Source organism: Ectobacillus sp. OTK, assembly GCF_059698935.1.
Genome location: NZ_AP048547.1, coordinates 1,674,845 through 1,692,134 on the forward strand (window position 1 = coordinate 1,674,845; position 17,290 = coordinate 1,692,134).

General features: G+C 36.7%; 22 protein-coding genes. 15 read left to right on the forward strand and 7 right to left on the reverse strand.

The annotated features are described in order from the left end of the window. The first annotated feature begins 192 nt into the window (after positions 1-192). From AC6HZ4_RS08170 to folE2, 6 genes are all read left to right on the forward strand, one after another. Positions 193-600, forward strand: coding sequence for a (2Fe-2S) ferredoxin domain-containing protein (locus tag AC6HZ4_RS08170; RefSeq protein ID WP_497494488.1), 408 nt, complete (start codon positions 193-195; stop codon positions 598-600). Continuing rightward, positions 593-1,024: a Fe-S cluster assembly sulfur transfer protein SufU gene (gene sufU, locus AC6HZ4_RS08175; RefSeq protein ID WP_497494489.1), complete on the forward strand. Its 432-nt coding sequence runs from the start codon at positions 593-595 to the stop codon at positions 1,022-1,024. Before AC6HZ4_RS08170 ends, sufU begins: the two co-directional genes overlap by 8 nt. Positions 1,025-1,030: 6 nt before the next feature. Continuing rightward, positions 1,031-2,041: a CobW family GTP-binding protein gene (locus AC6HZ4_RS08180; protein WP_497494490.1), complete on the forward strand. Its 1,011-nt coding sequence runs from the start codon at positions 1,031-1,033 to the stop codon at positions 2,039-2,041. 131 nt (positions 2,042-2,172) lie between these two features. Beyond that, the gene (rpsN, locus tag AC6HZ4_RS08185; protein ID WP_497494491.1) at positions 2,173-2,442 is read left to right on the forward strand and encodes a 30S ribosomal protein S14; all 270 of its coding nucleotides are present in this window, start codon (positions 2,173-2,175) and stop codon (positions 2,440-2,442) included. Between the two features lie 394 nt (positions 2,443-2,836). Next, positions 2,837-3,250 (forward strand): Fur family transcriptional regulator, encoded by a 414-nt coding sequence (locus AC6HZ4_RS08190; RefSeq protein WP_497495644.1) that lies wholly within the window; start codon positions 2,837-2,839, stop codon positions 3,248-3,250. 115 nt (positions 3,251-3,365) lie between these two features. Further along, positions 3,366-4,259, forward strand: a complete 894-nt coding sequence (gene folE2, locus AC6HZ4_RS08195) for a GTP cyclohydrolase FolE2 (protein WP_497494492.1) — start codon at positions 3,366-3,368, stop codon at positions 4,257-4,259. A gap of 64 nt (positions 4,260-4,323) precedes the next feature. Here folE2 and AC6HZ4_RS08200 read toward each other — a convergent pair whose 3' ends face one another. From AC6HZ4_RS08200 to AC6HZ4_RS08215, 4 genes are all read right to left on the reverse strand, one after another. Continuing rightward, positions 4,324-5,148: a metal ABC transporter permease gene (locus AC6HZ4_RS08200; RefSeq protein WP_497494494.1), complete on the reverse strand. Its 825-nt coding sequence runs from the start codon at positions 5,146-5,148 to the stop codon at positions 4,324-4,326. Then, entirely contained in the window at positions 5,094-5,801 is a 708-nt protein-coding gene (locus AC6HZ4_RS08205) for a metal ABC transporter ATP-binding protein (protein WP_497494495.1), read from the reverse strand. The genes AC6HZ4_RS08200 and AC6HZ4_RS08205 overlap by 55 nt, the downstream gene beginning before the upstream one ends. A gap of 76 nt (positions 5,802-5,877) precedes the next feature. After that, positions 5,878-6,831, reverse strand: coding sequence for a metal ABC transporter substrate-binding protein (locus tag AC6HZ4_RS08210; RefSeq protein WP_497495645.1), 954 nt, complete (start codon positions 6,829-6,831; stop codon positions 5,878-5,880). A gap of 178 nt (positions 6,832-7,009) precedes the next feature. Continuing rightward, a complete protein-coding gene (locus AC6HZ4_RS08215; protein ID WP_497494496.1) occupies positions 7,010-7,987 on the reverse strand; it encodes a CobW family GTP-binding protein in 978 nt (325 codons plus the stop codon). Positions 7,988-8,511: 524 nt separating this feature from the next. On the opposite strand from AC6HZ4_RS08215, the gene AC6HZ4_RS08220 reads away from it, so the two are divergent. The 7 genes from AC6HZ4_RS08220 to AC6HZ4_RS08250 all read left to right on the forward strand — a co-directional run bounded on the left by AC6HZ4_RS08220 (position 8,512) and on the right by AC6HZ4_RS08250 (position 13,247). Then, positions 8,512-9,714, forward strand: coding sequence for a GTP-binding protein (locus AC6HZ4_RS08220; RefSeq protein ID WP_497494497.1), 1,203 nt, complete (start codon positions 8,512-8,514; stop codon positions 9,712-9,714). Positions 9,715-9,985: 271 nt separating this feature from the next. Further along, positions 9,986-10,135: a 50S ribosomal protein L33 gene (gene rpmG / locus AC6HZ4_RS08225; protein ID WP_066461706.1), complete on the forward strand. Its 150-nt coding sequence runs from the start codon at positions 9,986-9,988 to the stop codon at positions 10,133-10,135. A gap of 219 nt (positions 10,136-10,354) precedes the next feature. Next, complete coding sequence (locus AC6HZ4_RS08230; RefSeq protein WP_497494498.1) at positions 10,355-10,873, forward strand: MogA/MoaB family molybdenum cofactor biosynthesis protein; 519 nt, start codon at positions 10,355-10,357, stop codon at positions 10,871-10,873. A gap of 176 nt (positions 10,874-11,049) precedes the next feature. After that, positions 11,050-11,292 (forward strand): alkaline phosphatase, encoded by a 243-nt coding sequence (locus tag AC6HZ4_RS08235; protein ID WP_497495646.1) that lies wholly within the window; start codon positions 11,050-11,052, stop codon positions 11,290-11,292. 502 nt (positions 11,293-11,794) lie between these two features. Then, positions 11,795-12,274, forward strand: a complete 480-nt coding sequence (locus tag AC6HZ4_RS08240; RefSeq protein WP_497494499.1) for an NUDIX domain-containing protein — start codon at positions 11,795-11,797, stop codon at positions 12,272-12,274. Positions 12,275-12,459: 185 nt separating this feature from the next. Then, positions 12,460-12,927 carry an NUDIX domain-containing protein gene (locus tag AC6HZ4_RS08245; RefSeq protein ID WP_497494500.1) on the forward strand — a complete coding sequence of 156 codons (468 nt, stop codon included), beginning with the start codon at positions 12,460-12,462 and terminating at the stop codon, positions 12,925-12,927. Positions 12,928-13,064: 137 nt separating this feature from the next. Then, positions 13,065-13,247 (forward strand): hypothetical protein, encoded by a 183-nt coding sequence (locus tag AC6HZ4_RS08250; protein ID WP_497494501.1) that lies wholly within the window; start codon positions 13,065-13,067, stop codon positions 13,245-13,247. Positions 13,248-13,502: 255 nt separating this feature from the next. Here AC6HZ4_RS08250 and AC6HZ4_RS08255 read toward each other — a convergent pair whose 3' ends face one another. From AC6HZ4_RS08255 to AC6HZ4_RS08265, 3 genes are read right to left on the reverse strand one after another with little or no spacing between them, the layout of a single operon-like run. Further along, positions 13,503-14,276 carry a hypothetical protein gene (locus AC6HZ4_RS08255; RefSeq protein WP_497494502.1) on the reverse strand — a complete coding sequence of 258 codons (774 nt, stop codon included), beginning with the start codon at positions 14,274-14,276 and terminating at the stop codon, positions 13,503-13,505. Then, entirely contained in the window at positions 14,273-14,971 is a 699-nt protein-coding gene (locus tag AC6HZ4_RS08260) for an ABC transporter ATP-binding protein (RefSeq protein WP_497494503.1), read from the reverse strand. The genes AC6HZ4_RS08255 and AC6HZ4_RS08260 overlap by 4 nt, the downstream gene beginning before the upstream one ends. Next, positions 14,968-15,342, reverse strand: a complete 375-nt coding sequence (locus AC6HZ4_RS08265; protein ID WP_497494504.1) for a GntR family transcriptional regulator — start codon at positions 15,340-15,342, stop codon at positions 14,968-14,970. The genes AC6HZ4_RS08260 and AC6HZ4_RS08265 overlap by 4 nt, the downstream gene beginning before the upstream one ends. A 302-nt stretch (positions 15,343-15,644) precedes the next feature. Here AC6HZ4_RS08265 and AC6HZ4_RS08270 point away from each other — a divergent pair, with 302 nt between their 5' ends. Together AC6HZ4_RS08270 and AC6HZ4_RS08275 are read left to right on the forward strand one after the other, a co-directional pair. Beyond that, positions 15,645-16,076, forward strand: coding sequence for a VOC family protein (locus AC6HZ4_RS08270; RefSeq protein WP_497494505.1), 432 nt, complete (start codon positions 15,645-15,647; stop codon positions 16,074-16,076). Positions 16,077-16,422: 346 nt separating this feature from the next. Further along, positions 16,423-17,157: a CPBP family intramembrane glutamic endopeptidase gene (locus AC6HZ4_RS08275; RefSeq protein ID WP_497494506.1), complete on the forward strand. Its 735-nt coding sequence runs from the start codon at positions 16,423-16,425 to the stop codon at positions 17,155-17,157. Positions 17,158-17,290: the final 133 nt, after the last annotated feature.

The window sequence follows — 17,290 nt, forward strand, 5'->3', positions numbered from 1 at the left end:
ATCCACTAAGAATAGGAAGATACTGTATTTAAACAGAATAAAAAGTTGACAGTTACACATATTTGTTGCATGATAAGTAATAAATCGTAATAATTACGATTTATTTTAGGTATAAATGAATATAAGTTTTGTTACTAGTAATAATGTATGATGTAAATCGTAACAATTACGCTTTAAAGGAGATGCTTATTAATGAGTACATGGAATCTTTCTCAAACGAAACAGCATGTCTTACTTTGTAATGGAAGTAGCTGTATGCGCAAGGGAGCAGAAGAGGTTACACAGCGTATCCGTGCAGAGTTAACAGAACGAAATTTAGATGATGTCATTCATACATCACGCACCCGATGTAATGGACGCTGCAAGGATGCTTGCGTAGTTGTTGTGTATCCACAGGGAGCTTGGTACAAGGATATGGAACAAGCTGATGTAAAAAAGTTTGTGGACTGTTTAGTAGAGAATGAAGTGTACACAGATATGCTAACTCATCAATATAATGGGGAACACTTCGTGGCAGAGCCTAACACAGTGAAAGGGACACTCAAGGCAGATGCAGCTGCAAAGGTTAGCAAATTAGGAATGGAGAGAAATCATGCTTAACGATTTATATCGGCAAACTATTATAGATCATAATAAACGCCGACGAAACTACTATGAGCTGCAAGGAGAAGATGTGATAAAGGTTCATTATAAAAATCCTACTTGTGGTGACGTCATGACTCTATATACGAGGCTTGAAAATGATAGGATTAAAGACATTTCATTTCTAGGGGAGGGGTGTAGTATTAGTATGGCTTCTTCTTCTATGATGACAGAACTTATAAAAGGGAAGTCTCTTGAAGATACAGCAAGCCTGCGGATTCATGCCGAAAAACTAATTCGAACAGGAGAAGCAGCGGATTCAGATTTAGGAGATTGGCTTTCCCTAGAAGGTGTTCATAAACTAAGAGCCAGACATAACTGTGCACTTATGCCGTGGCAAGCGTATGATAAAATGCTTAAAACTTTGAATAGAATGGAGTAGAGGAAGATGGCAAATCAATCATTAATTCCGGTTACAATCTTAACAGGATTCTTAGGGGCTGGTAAGACAACCTTATTAAATTATATTCTATCTGAGCAGCATAATCAAAAGATTGCAGTCATTGTGAATGAGTTTGGTGAAGTAGGTATTGATAATCAACTTGTAGTAGGTGCAGACGAAGAAATTTTTGAGATGAACAACGGATGTATTTGCTGTACGGTCCGCGGGGACTTAATTCGTATACTGAAACAGCTTTATAGCGCAAAGAAAGAAGGAAAAGTATCGTTTGATCGTATTGTTATTGAAACAACGGGCTTAGCTGATCCAGGTCCAGTTGCTCAAACCTTCCTAGTAGAACCAACTATCCAGCAGCATTACTATGTGAATGCTATTGTGACTGTAATTGATGCCTTACATATTAGTGATCAGTTAGATCGGGATCATGAAGCGCAAGAGCAAGTCGCATTTGCAGACGTCTTATTGTTAAATAAAACAGATTTGGTTTCTTCTAGTATATTGCAGGCTGTAGAGCAGCGTCTACGTAATATGAATGCTACTGCAACCGTAATTCATACACAAAACTGCAGAGTTGATTTAAAACAAATTCTTGAAATCGATACTTTTGATGTAGATGTAAAGCTGCAAGTAGACCCTCACCTTTTGGACACAGAGGGGCATCATCATCATCATGATGACACCGTTTCATCTATTGTATTACGGGAAGAAAGGCCATTAGATTTAAGGAAACTAGATCAATGGATGAGTTATCTTGTACAAGAAATGGGCCCAGATTTGTATCGCTATAAAGGCATTTTACACGTAGCAGGAGAAAAACGCCGAGTGGTATTCCAAGGTCTCCATATGCTATTTGCAGGTCATGTAGAACGAGAATGGGAAGAGAATGAGAATAAAATAAGCGAGCTTGTTTTTATCGGAAAAAAACTTGACCGTGATTGGTTCCAAAAGCAATTTATGAACTGCATTGCAGAGGAATCTCAATCGAAATCTGTTTCATGAGGAGATATAAAACCTTTATAGAGAAAGACATCACCTAAAGAATACCTAGGAAATTGCTGTTATATAAGACGATGTGCGAATAATCCATATCATTCGAGTATAAAAACTATAACAGAAAGGATGGAATCTCATTGGCTAAAAAATCAAAAATTGCAAAAGAGAAACAGCGTCAAGAGATAGTAGCAAAATATGCAGAGCTCAGAAAAGAGCTAAAAGAAAAAGGAGATTACGAGGCATTACGGAAATTACCACGGGATTCATCACCCACACGCTTACGCAACCGCTGTGAGATAACCGGGAGACCTAGAGGAAACTTGCGAAAGTTTAAAATGTCTCGAATTAAATTTAGAGAGCTTGCATATAAAGGACAAATACCAGGTGTGAAGAAATCAAGCTGGTGACAGTCTATGTACTAACAAATACATGCAGCAAGGATTAAAAGCTATGTGAATTTGTAAAGCAAGCTAATCTAAAAATAGATTAGCTTGCTTTCATTCTAATGCAGCAATAAAGACAAAGTTTCTTTTCCTTATTCTAAAAAACCGCACGTGTTTCCTAAATTCAAAGATTAAGAAGAGGACGAGAGAAAATCACATATGTTGTTTCTGCGTTTTTATATAGGATTTTCCTGTATATAGCATAACTTATGCTAATAGAATTATGGAGATTTATTGAAAATAGGAATGATTACTTTTTACAAAAATTAAAATATCAGGTATAATACATATTATTAAAAATGAAAAGGCTTCAGACATATTTACTCGGACAGGTTGAAAAAGGGGAGAAAGAGACGTGATGTTAGCAGAAAACATTCTAAAACATTTAAAAAAAGAAGGGTATAAATTCACTAACAAACGAAAAGCAATGATTGAAATCTTGGTTGCCAACCAAGATAAATTTATTTCTGCTAAAGCACTGTATAAGGAAGTACAGCAAACGTATCCGCATGTAAGTTGGGACACTATTTATCGTACTTTAGCTCTTTTATTAGAGAAAGGTATAATTGAGAAAAGAGAATTTGGTGAGAAGGGGAGCACATTTCGGCTTGTTTGTCATCATCATCACCACCACCATCTTGTTTGTCTTTCTTGTGGAAAGACAAAGATATTAGATCAGTGTCCTATGACATTTATTGATACAGTTTTTGATGACTTTCAAGTTGTTGAGCACCGATTTGAGGTTTATGGGTATTGTAACGCTTGTATATAGGACTGCTTCATATACTGTATGCAAGCGTTTATATATAAGAAAGGCTTTCTTAAATATAGTAAAGAAAAATGTGAGACAGTATAAATTGTAAAAAAGAGATAGATAGGGTGAATTTATGGATATTCAACTACCATCCAAAGCTGAACGTCATATTCTCTTCGGTTCGGTTACTCCAGGCTCTAAGACAAAACCTACACAAAAACATAAGATGTCCGATTTGCAAAATAAGAAAAATAATTTCTTATTTTCTTTAAACCAGGTCGGTGTCAGTAATGTGAAAATGCCAGTCAGCGTACATAGCGCGCTGTCCCCAACTCAACAAACGACTGTTGCTACTTTTACCTTAACCTCTAGTATTCCGTATAATCATAAGGGAACGAATATGAGCAGGTTTACGGAGCAGCTTGAGAAGTATCGGCAACAAGGATTCATGCTAGATCTTCCTATATTACGCGACTTTGTGAAAGAGCTTTCAGAAAGATTGGAGCAAGCAGATGCAAAACTAGAAGTGGAGTTTCCCTGGTTTTATGAACGTAAAGGCCCGTCTTCTGGCCTAACTGGATTAAATCATGCAACTGCCAGAATATGCATTTCATATAGCCAAGAGGCTGGATTTACAACCGACGTAACTCTGATATGCGGAATCACTACTTTATGCCCGTGTTCTAAAGAAATTAGTGAGTATAGCGCGCATAACCAGCGCGGCTATGTCACTATGAACGTTCGCCTGTCAGATGATTATGATGAAGAGCAAGATTGGAAAACGGCTTTATTAGATGCAGCCGAATCAAATGCAAGTGCATGTATTCATCCTATATTAAAGAGGCCGGACGAGAAAATGGTTACGGAACAGGCATACGAAAACCCCCGTTTTGTAGAGGATATGGTGCGTCTCGTGGCGGCTGATCTTTATGAAATAGAATGGATAACATCCTTTACAGTAGAATGCAGAAATGAGGAGTCGATTCATTTACATGATGCAGTAGCGTTACTGACAGTCAATAAATAGAAAATAAGCTGATCCTTTGATTAGGATCAGCTTATTTTTATAGTTACACGGAACCTTATTTGTTCTACGCGCGCGTAGAACGAATATATTTCCAAATCCATTGTATGCACAGACCACAAATTAAAAATAATACAAGGACAAGTGTAATGGTTGCCCCAGGGGGTGTCCCTAATTTGTACGAAGACGTAAGTCCTAAAAACATGCTAATGACGCCTATTGCTATACTAAACAGAATAGCAGCTTTAAACCCTTTTACCATACGCATCGCAATAGCTGCTGGCAGTACCATAAGCGCTGACACAAGTAATGCTCCTATAATAGGCATCATAACGGAAATGGTTAGCCCTGTTAATACGCTAAAAGACAAAGACAGCCATTTTGTAGAAAGTCCGCTTGTAAAGGCTGTATCCTCATCAAATGTCAGCACATACATAGGGCGTTGAAACACTAGATAACAGATTCCTACCAAGATACAAACTATTACTAAGAAACGAAGCTGTTCCTTGCTAATGGTGATAATAGAGCCAAACAAATATTGTTCTACGTTCGTTGAGATACCGCCCTGATCTAAACTCATCAGGACGAGAGCAAAGGATAATCCTGTTGCCATAAGGATAGCTACGGATACTTCCGAATATGTACGATACGCATTTCTCATATATTCAATTCCCATTGCTCCAATAATAATAACAATAATCGCAACTACATTGACATTGGAACGGAGCGTTAGGCCAAGGGCTATCCCTGCTAATGAAATATGTGAAAGGGTATCTGCCATTAAAGACTGGCGTCTTAAAATCAAAAACATCCCTAATATGGGGGCTATGACAGCAATTAATCCACCGGCCCAAAATGCTCGCTGCATGAACCCAAAGTGAAGCATCTCCATTGCGTGTTCTCCTTTCTTTCTAGATAAATATTTCGATCTGCATATTGTTTTACATCGTCCAAATCATGTGTAACCATGATGACCGTTCGCCCATGTTCTGTAACATGGTGTCTCATCAATTGATAAAAATGATTGCGGCTTTCAAAATCCATACCGGTAGTAGGCTCATCCAGCACTAGAATATCTGGTTCAGAAGCTAGGATACGAGCGATACAAATTCGCTGCTTTTGTCCCCCGGATAGTTCACCAATTTTGTTATTACGAAACTTCCACATATCGACTCCAAGTAACGCCTGTTTGACATGCTCATGATCTTTTTTAGAAAGTGAACGAAACCACTTTCCACGAGGAAATCTCCCGGATTGTACCAATTCTAAAACAGTACTTGGAAATCCTACATTAAAGGAAGCGACTTGTTGGGGAACGTATCCAACGACAAGCTTTTCTCCTTTCTCATTTTTCTTACTAATACTTACAGTTCCTCTCCAAGGCTTTAATAAGCCTAACATAATTCGTAACAAAGTAGATTTTGCAGCTCCGTTTGGTCCAGTCAGTGTAACAAACTCACCATTATGTATGTCGAGAGAAATGTCTTCCAAAATGGTTTCATGTCCATATTTAAATTGAACTTGATCCATGGATATGAGTTTCATGTGAGTATTCCTGTCCTTTCTTCAGATGTAAGCAGAAAAAGTGCGTTTTACAATCATGTAAAACGCACTACCATTATTATTGCATAAGAGATTCCTTTAATGCATCTAAATTTTTCTTCATGTAGCTAATATAGTCTTGTCCTTTTGCCTGTTCTTCTTTCGTAATTCCTTCAATTGGGCTTAATACAACTGTTTTTGCTCCTGTCTCATCAGCTAAAGCTTTTGCCACTTTTGGAGAGGCAACTTCCTCAAAGTAAATAACTTTGATATTGTTATCTTTTACATACTTTTGCAGTTCAGCTAGTCTGGCTGGGCTTGGCTCTTGATCAGGAGAAAGACCTGAAATTGGAACCTGAGTAAGGCCATATTCTTTTGCCAGGTATCCAAATGCTGCATGCTGCGTTACGAAATCCTTACGTTTTGCTTTATCAAGTGTTGTTCTAAATAGATTATCCAATTCTTTTAACTGCGCAATATATTGGTCTGCATTCTTTTCATAGTCTTGTTTATGATCTTGATCTGCTTCTATGACTGCTTGTTTAATATTTTCTACTTCTTTTTGAGCTAACACTGGACTTAACCATACATGAGGATCTACCGGATGTTCGTGGTCCTTATCAGCATGCTCGTCTTCTTCTTCCGCAACAGTTCCTTCCATAAGCGAAATTCCCTCGCTTGCTTCTACCACTTTTATCTTTTTGTTATCAAGACTTTTTAGTACCTTAGGTACCCATGTTTCCATAGCGTCACTATTATATACAAATACATCAGCATCTTCAATTTTGGCCATATCTTTTGGAGATGGCTCAAAATCGTGTGGTTCTGTCCCCACAGGAACTAACACATCTACTTTCCCATTGGATCCAACTACATTTTTTGTAAAGTCGTACATAGGGTAAAACGTTGTAACAACCTTGAGAGACTTTTCTTGCTTCTCGCTGCTTTGTGGTTCCTCTTGTTTGGAACATCCCACAATCGCACTGGAAAGTACAAAGGCAGCCAATACCACTCCATATTTCCATTTTTTCATCATAGTTTACTCATTCTCCTTTTTACAAGTATATAACTCGATATAAATAATAATAATTACGATTTATAAGGAGAATACTATCACTTTTTAATTTCATTCGTCAATACTTATATAGTTCTTTCTCGTTAGAGAGGAAGGGATATCACCTTTTTCACCTTCTATGAATCTAAAAGTTCACTTATTGTACAGAAATTTGAGCTGTATAGGAATTTTGAATGTGAGTGATATCTATATCTTTTCCTATTAAGACAATACAAGGATCTAGAGTCTGTTTTTGAGGAAAGTCACTAATATGAACTTGATTGGAACTATATTGGAATGGGTAGATTCCTCGTTCATCTTGCAATGATACGTATCCTTTTCCACGAATAATTCCCTCAGGTAATGACTTTAGCCACTTTTTCAGTTTTCTTCTCGATATAGAAGGAACATCTTGAATTGTAATGGTTTTAATACCGGTATGGTGCACATGAGAATGTTCGTGTTCATGGTGATCATGTCTACAAGTATGGTGCTTATGGGAGATTACGGTAGCTTTTACTTGTTTTTGTAGTAATTCTCTTATATCTACGTTCCCATACGAAGCGTTAACGACTTGTGTCTCTGTATCTAGTACCTTAGCGAGTTTGGCTTCCACTTTTTGCAATTGTTTTTCATTCACTAAATCCACCTTATTAAGTACGACCGATGTAGCTCCCTTAATTTGATTTTTCAGCAAGTCACGGACTGTTTTGAGTGTAAAGATACTTTGATCTTCTAAGTATGAACTTGCATCAATGACGCTAATAACCGATTGGATCTCGAAGAAATGCACAAGGGATGGATTGGAAATTACCTCGACAATTTCTAAGGGATTGGCAACGCCTGTCCCTTCAATAAACAGGACATCAATAGGGCTTTGAACATGTGTTTCTAAAAGAGTTGTTAATGTCACTTTTAAGTCGTCTTGAATCGAGCAGCAAATACAGCCATCGAGCAGTTCAAACACGTTCTCATCTTGAAATAAATGACTTTCAACATTGACACTTCCTAGCTCGTTTAATATAACAGCCGGTTTCATATTTTGAGCTTTACAGTATTCCAAAACACGAAGTAATAACGTCGTTTTTCCACTTCCTAAAAATCCTGAAATAACATAAGAGGGGATTTTTCTCATAGCACTTCCTCCTAACTAGATACGAATTTTCTGACATAAAACGTAAACATTACGATTTAAATTATAGCAGATATACATGGCTTTAGGTATACTAAACTGAAAAACCTTTATAAAACCAATATAATCTTTGTAAGAAAACACAGTAACATACTAATACTCTCTTTGGATCTATATAATTCTCGTACTCAGAGAGAATTATGCATTGACTTTTTGATGTATTTCCCGCATTATTAACTCTAAATATGAATGATTACGATTAAGGTTGGACGTTTCTTATGAAAACGGCATCTTTGAATCTGTAGTTCAATTTATACAGCCTGTGTTTCACAGAAATGTCGACTTGTTCACATTTAAACATTAATGGCTCCCAAGTTATTTATCGCAGAGGGTATTAGCAGAATGAGAAATAGGGTCTGCAGCAATAAATATTGTGGATGCTAGGGAAGCTGATAAAAGAATCGTAAGCAGTATAATGTGTAAATCGTAATAATAACTGTTTATTATCTAGATAGGAGAGATTGTTTATGAAAAAGAAGATTCCTGTTACTGTTCTAAGCGGGTATTTAGGTTCAGGAAAAACAACTTTATTAAACCATATTTTAAAAAATCGTGAAGGTAAACGAGTAGCTGTTATTGTTAATGATATGAGTGAAATTAATGTAGATGCTTCACTGGTCAAACAAGGAGGATTTTCGCGTACAGAAGAAAAACTAGTAGAAATGCAGAACGGATGCATTTGCTGTACGCTAAGGGAGGATTTAATTATTGAAGTAGAAAAGTTAGTGAAGTCAGGTGACATTGATTATATTGTAATTGAGTCAACAGGAATTAGTGAACCTGTTCCTGTCGCTCAAACATTTACGTATGTAGATGAGACTGTGGGTATTGATTTATCGAAGATATGTACACTTGATACGATGGTAACAGTTGTTGATGCTAACCGTTTCTGGAATGATTTTGCTTCAGGCGAAAGTTTGCTCGACCGGAAACAAACTGATGATGAAAATGATAGAAGAGAAGTTGTAGATCTTTTAATTGATCAGATAGAGTTTGCTAACGTCATTTTACTTAACAAAATTGATTTGGTCGAAACGGAAGATGTATTGGAGTTAAAAGCAGTACTTCAAAAATTGAATCCAGATGCACATATTATTGAAACAAAACATGCTCATGTTCCATTAGATAAAGTAATGAATACAAAGTTATTTGACTTTGAGAAAGCTAGTGAGAGTGCCGGCTGGATTAAGGAATTAAATGAAGAACATACACCAGAAACAGAAGAATATGGGATTACCTCTTTTGTGTATCGAAGAAGACGGCCGTTTCATCCCGAGCGCTTTATGAGCTGGTTAGAGAACTGGCCTATAGATGTAGTTCGAGCTAAGGGATTCTTTTGGCTTGCATCCCGTAATGATATGACTGGCTTACTTTCACAAGCAGGTACATCCATTATGATTCAAGGTGCTGGTGAATGGATTGCTGCCTATCCCGAACAAGAAAAGCAGCAAACGTTAAAAGAAGAACCTGAATTATTAAAAAAATGGGATAGTGTATATGGTGATAGAATGACAGAACTTGTTATGATTGGGATTGACATGAATCGAACTGAAATTGAAGAATCATTAGACAAATGCTTGTTAACAGATAAAGAGATGGCAGAAGATTGGTCTGCATTTAGGGATCCTCTTCCGCCTTTTGAAGTGATGGAAGAGAATATTTTATCATAAAGTGAAGCTCCATTAGACATATAATTTTTGTGTTCACCAAAACTAAATATATTGCCTTTTTTATGTACTTCCGGCATTATGCGTTTTAAATAAGAATATTTACGATTTATACAGACCGTCCATATAGAGTGTATACTGCAAAGCTACAAAGTGAAAATGTTTGAGGAGCTCTATAGTTTATAAATCGTAATGAATTTGATTTATCTAAAAAACACAATGATATGTCTTACATTTACAAAACAATACTATATGTTATTAGGAGAGATTTTAGATGCGCGTAAACATTACATTAGCATGTACAGAAACTGGGGATCGTAATTACATTACAACAAAAAACAAACGGAATAACCCCGAACGGATTGAACTGAAGAAGTACTGCCCAAGATTAAAAAGAGTGACATTACACCGCGAAACAAAATAAAAACACAGCCTGCGTTTTAAACGTAGGCTTCTTCCTATTATTTCTTGAATTCTTGGCTAGCAGCGCAGCTAATTGGAATTACTATAAAAATTCATTTCTACTTTTATAAGAAATTCTGAAAAGGTAGAAAAAGGAATTAATTACACTAGTCATCAGTGAAAAGAGTTAACTTCTAAAAAATTTCAAGGTTTACAAAGCTAAAGATATAGGAGAAAAAGTATGAGTGTTCAGGAACATAAGAAAGAAGCACCCAAAAAGGTTAATTGTCAAGTAGTTACAGTCAGTGATACACGTACACAAGAGACAGATCGAAGTGGAAACATGATTATACATATGCTAGAAGAAAATAATCATATGATTCGTAACTATGAGATCGTCACTGACGACTATGATTTAATAAGGAAAGCAATTACCAACGGATGCGAAGATCCTACAATTGATGTCATCTTGATAAATGGTGGAACAGGTATTGCAAAACGGGATGTCACAGTAGAAGTTGTGCGAGATCTATTAGAAAAAGAACTAAATGGATTTGGTGAAGTGTTCCGTATGCTTAGTTATTTAGAAGATATAGGTTCTGCAGCCATTCTAAGCAGAGCCATTGCTGGAGTTGCTAATGATACAGCTATTTTTTCTATGCCAGGATCCAGCGGTGCAGTCAAATTAGCAATGGAAAAGCTCATTATTCCAGAGATATCCCATGTAGTGAGAGAAATACGTAAAGATTCTAAAGAATAGGATATGGTGGAAATAATCCGCAGCGGCTCGAATAAAACTCTACTAAGTTACTAGAATACATAAATCAAGAGCTAAGATTAGGATAATATGAAGAAAATCATGTATTAGGAGTAGATTTAGGTATTGCAATGCGTACAAGAAGTTAAACAGCAACTGCATCTAAACAGTATACTGCGATTGACCTAACAGACGCAGAAGCGCAAAAAATCAAATCTGCCCAAAAACCAGATATCGCCATTAACAAAGTGATCTCTGAACGTGCTCTTGTAGGATGGACAAGCCTTCAGCACACTGGCGTAGATATTCCGCTTTATGCCTTTGGTCCAGGTTCTGACCTATTCCGCGGCTTGCACCAAAATACCGATATCCCTGTTTTAATGGCACAAGCGATGAAAGTTAATTTTACCCCTTCTAAATAATTTGCAATAATGAAAGAGACACTGTTTTCAAATTAAACAGTGTCTCTTTTTCTGATTTTAAGTTTTTCAAGAGAGCGACTCCTGAGTTACTGTTTGGTTCCGCATGGTTGGTTAACTCTGGAGCATTTTTAAGATACATTTATAAAAGCGGAGTAAGATATGAAATCACCCAAACTATGATAAGAACCATTACCAAAACTGTAATTTCTACAGTTTATTATGACTCCGACAAAGAACTGTTGCAGACATACAAGTATAAGGACGACTTGCAGTATCTTACTATCTTTCATAAAGACAATGGGGTTTCAAACTCCGCAAACTTGAGTGGCAAGATGGATGTAAATGCAGCATTGACTCCCGATAATTATCTATCATGTTAACTAACTATGAGTATAATATACATTCTTCTTCCACTGGAAAAAACAGATCAATTACGCAACAAAGAATATTAAAATTAAGGTAAAATAAACCAATAACATTTTCAAAGGGCGGGAGATAATTAATGGCTTATCATATTAGGATAAGGGCAGGAGCGGTTATTATAGAAAACGATTCAATTCTCTTAATTGAATTTAATGATGAAAACGGACTCCATTATAATTTGCCAGCAGGTGGAGTAGATCCTAATGAAACAATTATGGAAGCCGTACAAAGAGAAGCAAAGGAGGAAGCATCAATTGATGTAGAAGTAGGTCCATTAGCATTTGCTTATGAATATGCGCCGCATCTAAACTCTAATAAGTATGGAACAACACACTCTTTAGGTCTAATGTTTGAATGTACAATCAAAGATGCTTCTATACCAAAAATGCCTGCTAATCCTGATCCAAATCAAACTGATGTAAAATGGATACCACTAGCTGAATTACATAATATTGTCCTGTATCCAAATATAAAAAAACACATAATTAACTATGCGAAGAGTAAAAGAAATATAGACCTCATTGAAGAACGTTTATTAGAGGAATACGCTTCGAGATAATTTCTAAAATTTGCATTATCATAGCAAAAAGCTGCCCAATGACAGCTTTTTGTTATGATAATGCGTGATTATGTTCACTTCACATGTATACAGTATTCAAACTTCTTTAGTTAAAGAACGTACAGGAAGTAAGAAACGTAGAGTGTCAATAAAGCCTATACCAATATTGAGAGAGGGAACTATAAATGAAAATTAAAAGTTCAGTGCAGGCAGTTATAATTAAAGAGAACTACCTATTAACGATTAAGAAATATGACTATAACAAGTTTATGAATATCCTACCTGGCGGTGGTCAAGAACCAGGGGAAACTCTAAAAGAAGCTGTTGTCAGAGAATGCTTAGAAGAAACTGGTTTAAAAGTAAAAGCAGGAGATTTGTTATTTGTAAGTGAGTACATAGGAAAGAATCATGAACATGCCGAGTGGGACAGTAATGTACATGTCGTTGTGCATCTTTTTGAATGTCTGTATCCTGGCGATGACAGTTCTTTCGGAAAGGGTACAGAACTTGATCCTGATCAATTAGGCCTAGAATGGCTGCCTTTAGAAGATCTTCAAAACACAAACCTTTACCCCAAAGCAATGATACCGTTCTTAACAGAATATGTTCTTAGAAATAAGAAGTCGGTAACTTATCTTGGAGATATGGGATAATATTTATAGATTAAAAGGGAGCAAAAGCAACTTCCAGGAACACTTGATTATGTTAACATTTATATCCTATACAGGAAAAATTTATTATAACTGTACCATCCTAATGATATAATTTAGAGAAAAAGGAGGGTATTAACATGTCTGGGGGAACAATTATTTATCAATTAATTCTCTTCATTTTTCTCATTGCGTTTGTAAGCGGCTTGTTTTTTCTCCTAAAGGCTGTACTTGCAAAAAGAGATGATCCTTTCTCCAGAACGGGAGGGGGTTGCTATTTTATTACAAGGGAAAAAATACGGTATAAATTTTTAGAACTATAGGTTGATAATATATACAAAGAAAAAAGGTGATACCATTGGAAATAAAATTTAAACTATCATGGCATTGCTGCACAAGCATGACTTGTACGGCAGGGGTGATGGCACACTCCATCTCGCATGTCAACCGTAGCAGAAATGCAATCGGTCTTTAGTAGCAAGAATCCCACTGGCATGAGCCATGCTTGTCTGTTTACGGGTGAGAGTGTCAAATTTTTTGAGATTGAAAAAGACAGGAGTGTTACGCCTGTCTTCACCTCATCCCTCTATCCGTCTATCAATTAAGTAAGCTGTTCCGAACAAAAATATAGCAAATGTGAGCCAATCAAATAGACTTGTAAGTATACTAAATTTTAATTCATGTATCATAATGTGCACTCCACCTCGCTGCACATCCATTGCTGATATTACCGTGTAAGAAGGTCCAATACCTATTGTAAAATCGCTTAGCCACACACTAGCTGACGAAACAAGCAAAAAGAACACAAAAGCAAGGATAACTTGCCAACCCTTTTTTACAGGGATAGATTTTGCGAGTGCTATACAGAAGAAAATCGCTGAAAGCAGCAGACAGCTTGATCCAAAAATTAGCAGAATAATAATAATATTTTGCAATCCGAGTGCCTGTATATATTGCCATGGTTCATTCAGTAATGTACGTGCCTCTGTATAGCTGTACAGAGAAAGTGTTACAGCCGCTGCCACTCCCAGTACAGCAATACCAATAATCCAGAAAAGCAACGGTGCAATGATAAAGGCTGATGTTGCAATTGGTGCCGTTCGTAGCATTGTTTGTCGGCTAAGACGGCGAAACGTCGCAATTGCCTGAGAGAAAATCCATACACCACAAATGATGCTCGACAAACAAAAGAGTCCCAAACTTAATCTATCCCTTGCTATAGTAGGCATGTGGAAAAGATGAAACACCTTCATATTTAAAAATAAAAGCACCTGTATGCCGATAAACACCAAAAACAAAATAGATAACCGGCGAATGTTACTGTGATATACATATTGCAGTGTTGCTATCATCGCTCAAATACCTCCCGAAATAGTTCATTCACAGCTTTGCCCTGTTCCATGCGCAACTGCTCCACATTTTCATGCAGTACAAGTTCACCATTTTTCAAGAAAATCACTTCATCAAACATTCTTTCAATCTCTGAAATAAGATGGGTCGAAATAATAATTGTGCTGTCCTCTCGGTAATGATTAAGAATCATTTGCAGCACTTGTTCCCGCGCAAGCGGGTCAATACCTCCAAGAGGTTCATCAAGTAAATATAGCTTTGCCCTCCGTGCCAATGTAACGATAACATATAGCTTTTCCTTTGCTCCCTTTGAGAGCGAGGAGATTTTATCTTTTTCTCCAATCTTCATTTCCTCAAGCATTGCCAACGCAGCATCCATCTCAAAATCCGGATAAAAGTACCCGTAAAAGCGAAGAGCATCCTCAACCTTCATCCAATTATCAAAGTGGGGACTGTCAGGCAAATATGAAACAATCGCCTTTGTTTCCTTGCCGATCTTCTTTCCGTCTACATATAGCTCTCCCTCTGTTTGCTGAACGAGACCTGCCAGCAGCTTCATCCAGGTTGTCTTTCCGCTGCCATTGCTGCCGATTAATCCAATAATTTTTCCAGATTCTATACGTATATTCACGTTACGCAACGCTGTCTTTTGCCCATAACGCTTTGTAACATGCCTCATATCAATTAATGGTGTCATTCTTGTTCCTCTCCTTTGTGCAGTGAAGATCGAATTAATGTCAGCATTTCCTCCTCCGAAAACCCAAGTGCCTGCATGCCGTTTATATACGCATCAATGAGATCCTTTGACATCTCCCTCTTCATCTCCATAATTTTCTCCCTCTCTTGTGTAACATAACGGCCTGTGCCGCGTCTCGTTTCTGCAATTCCCTCACGCTCCAGCTCCTGCAATGCCCGCTGTACTGTATTTGGATTTGTCTGTAGCTCCCCAGCCAACTCGCGCACTGATGGCAGCTTCTCTCCTTGTTGCAGCCTGCCTGTGACAATTTCTTTTTTGACGTAATTCATAATTTGTATATAAATGGGTATGTTTGGATCAAATGTAAACATGATAGAACGTCACCTCCTTAGTGTGATATTGTCTTGGTGTTCTAGTTAAATAATACACAGTTACACTATGGATGTAAATGGGTATTTTGCATATTTTTAAAAATTATGTAGCTTTCTTTATTATCTCACTTCGCTCATACACAACTCCAAGAATATCAAAGATGGTTTTCTTCTCATGCCTGTGCGACTTTCGCCCGTTTTTCTCTAGCAATGTATAACATCCAAAAATGCACAACAAATCGCTTCTTCCAGATGGTACAATAAGGAAATAAGATTCAATTAAATTTTGGGAGGCAATTATTATGGTTATGCAAAGAGTCAGTTTGATAACAATTGGAGCCTACAACTTACCTGTTCTTCGTGCATTTTATAAAAATCTAGGGTGGGAGGAAACAGAGATAAGCTCAGATAATTATGCAGCATTTAAAACATCAGGCGTTATCCTTTCTATTTTTCCAATTGAGGAATTGGCAAAAGATGCTGGAGTTCAAATTACGCAAAACACGGAAAATTTTCGCGGAGTGACATTTGCCATAAATGTTGATAGGCCTGAACAAGTCGATGAAACTATTAACGAGATTCGAAATGCAGGCGGCAAAATTCTTAGGGAACCAAGCGATGCTTTTTGGGGAGGGAGAACAGCGTATTTTGCTGATCCTGAAAACAATCTTTGGGAAGTAGCATGGAATCCAACAGCCGTATTTGATGAAAGAGGGGCAATGATCTCGTTTTAATTCTATTTTGTATAAATCGTTTCTTAAACGGTTACTTTAACTGAATAACCCACTAAAAGGTATCCTTTTTTAGTAGATTGTCATTAGCATAGCAAAAAAACTTTTAACTTCCGAGAACGCTAATTATATGGACACAACAGCCCTTCAGATCGCTTAACTGAAGGGTTTTAGTAGTTTCCTAAATACATTGAATCCCGATAATTCCGTGTTATGTTAATTTGACATGAATACCATATACATCCAAATCCCTATAACAAATCACTTCTTCTGAATGGTACAATATAGATAAGAGGAGCTATTTAAAATCATCGTGAAATTAAAATGAATGAGGAATAGGGTGATTTATTTGGAATTTGGGTTTTGGTTAGTAATAATTTTCGTATTATTATATGAACCGATTATTGGTTATTTCGATTTTCAAAAATTCAAAGCTAACGTGAAAGAAAATGAAAACGCAAGATCAAGATACTATATAAATTCAATTGTGGGTCTATGGGTTCCTACTATTTTTATATTGCTCCTGGCTGCTTTCACGAAACTGACTTTAGCTCATATTGGATTAACAATCCCAATGATAAATATAAAGACATTTGGTCCATGGATAACTTATGCTGTATTTGGCATAGCGTTACTTTATTTATTTGCTATCTTGTATTACTTGATTGGTTATCACTTTAGTGACAAAGTTAGAACGCAAATATCGAGGGCGAAGGAAAAGGAGTGGGAAAAAGCGGGATTTTCAGAGATACTCCCTATTACTAATAAAGAGAAAAAACTATGGAATTACGTTTCGCTAACAGCGGGAGTCACTGAGGAGATTATATATAGAGGGTTTCTAATTTTTGCTTTGGCATACTTATTTCCAAGCTTCTCGATTTGGGTAATTATACTTTTTTCCTCCTTATTGTTTGGACTCGCTCACACCTATCAAGGTTTACTAACAGGAGTTTTAAGAACAACCATTTTCGGAATTCTATTTTCTATTCTGTATATTGGATTAGGTTCAATTTTGCCACTTATCATCCTTCATTTCTTAATAGATTATATAGCGAAATTAGGAGATTTAAAAACACATAAATAACTCTGAAACGCCTGAATTTTTCGAGTGTTGTTAATATGCCTTTCATATATACAATCTTGTCTTTATTGGTTGAAATTCTGCTTAAATACACGACTAACACCTCTCAATAGGTTTAATATAGGTTGTTTTTATA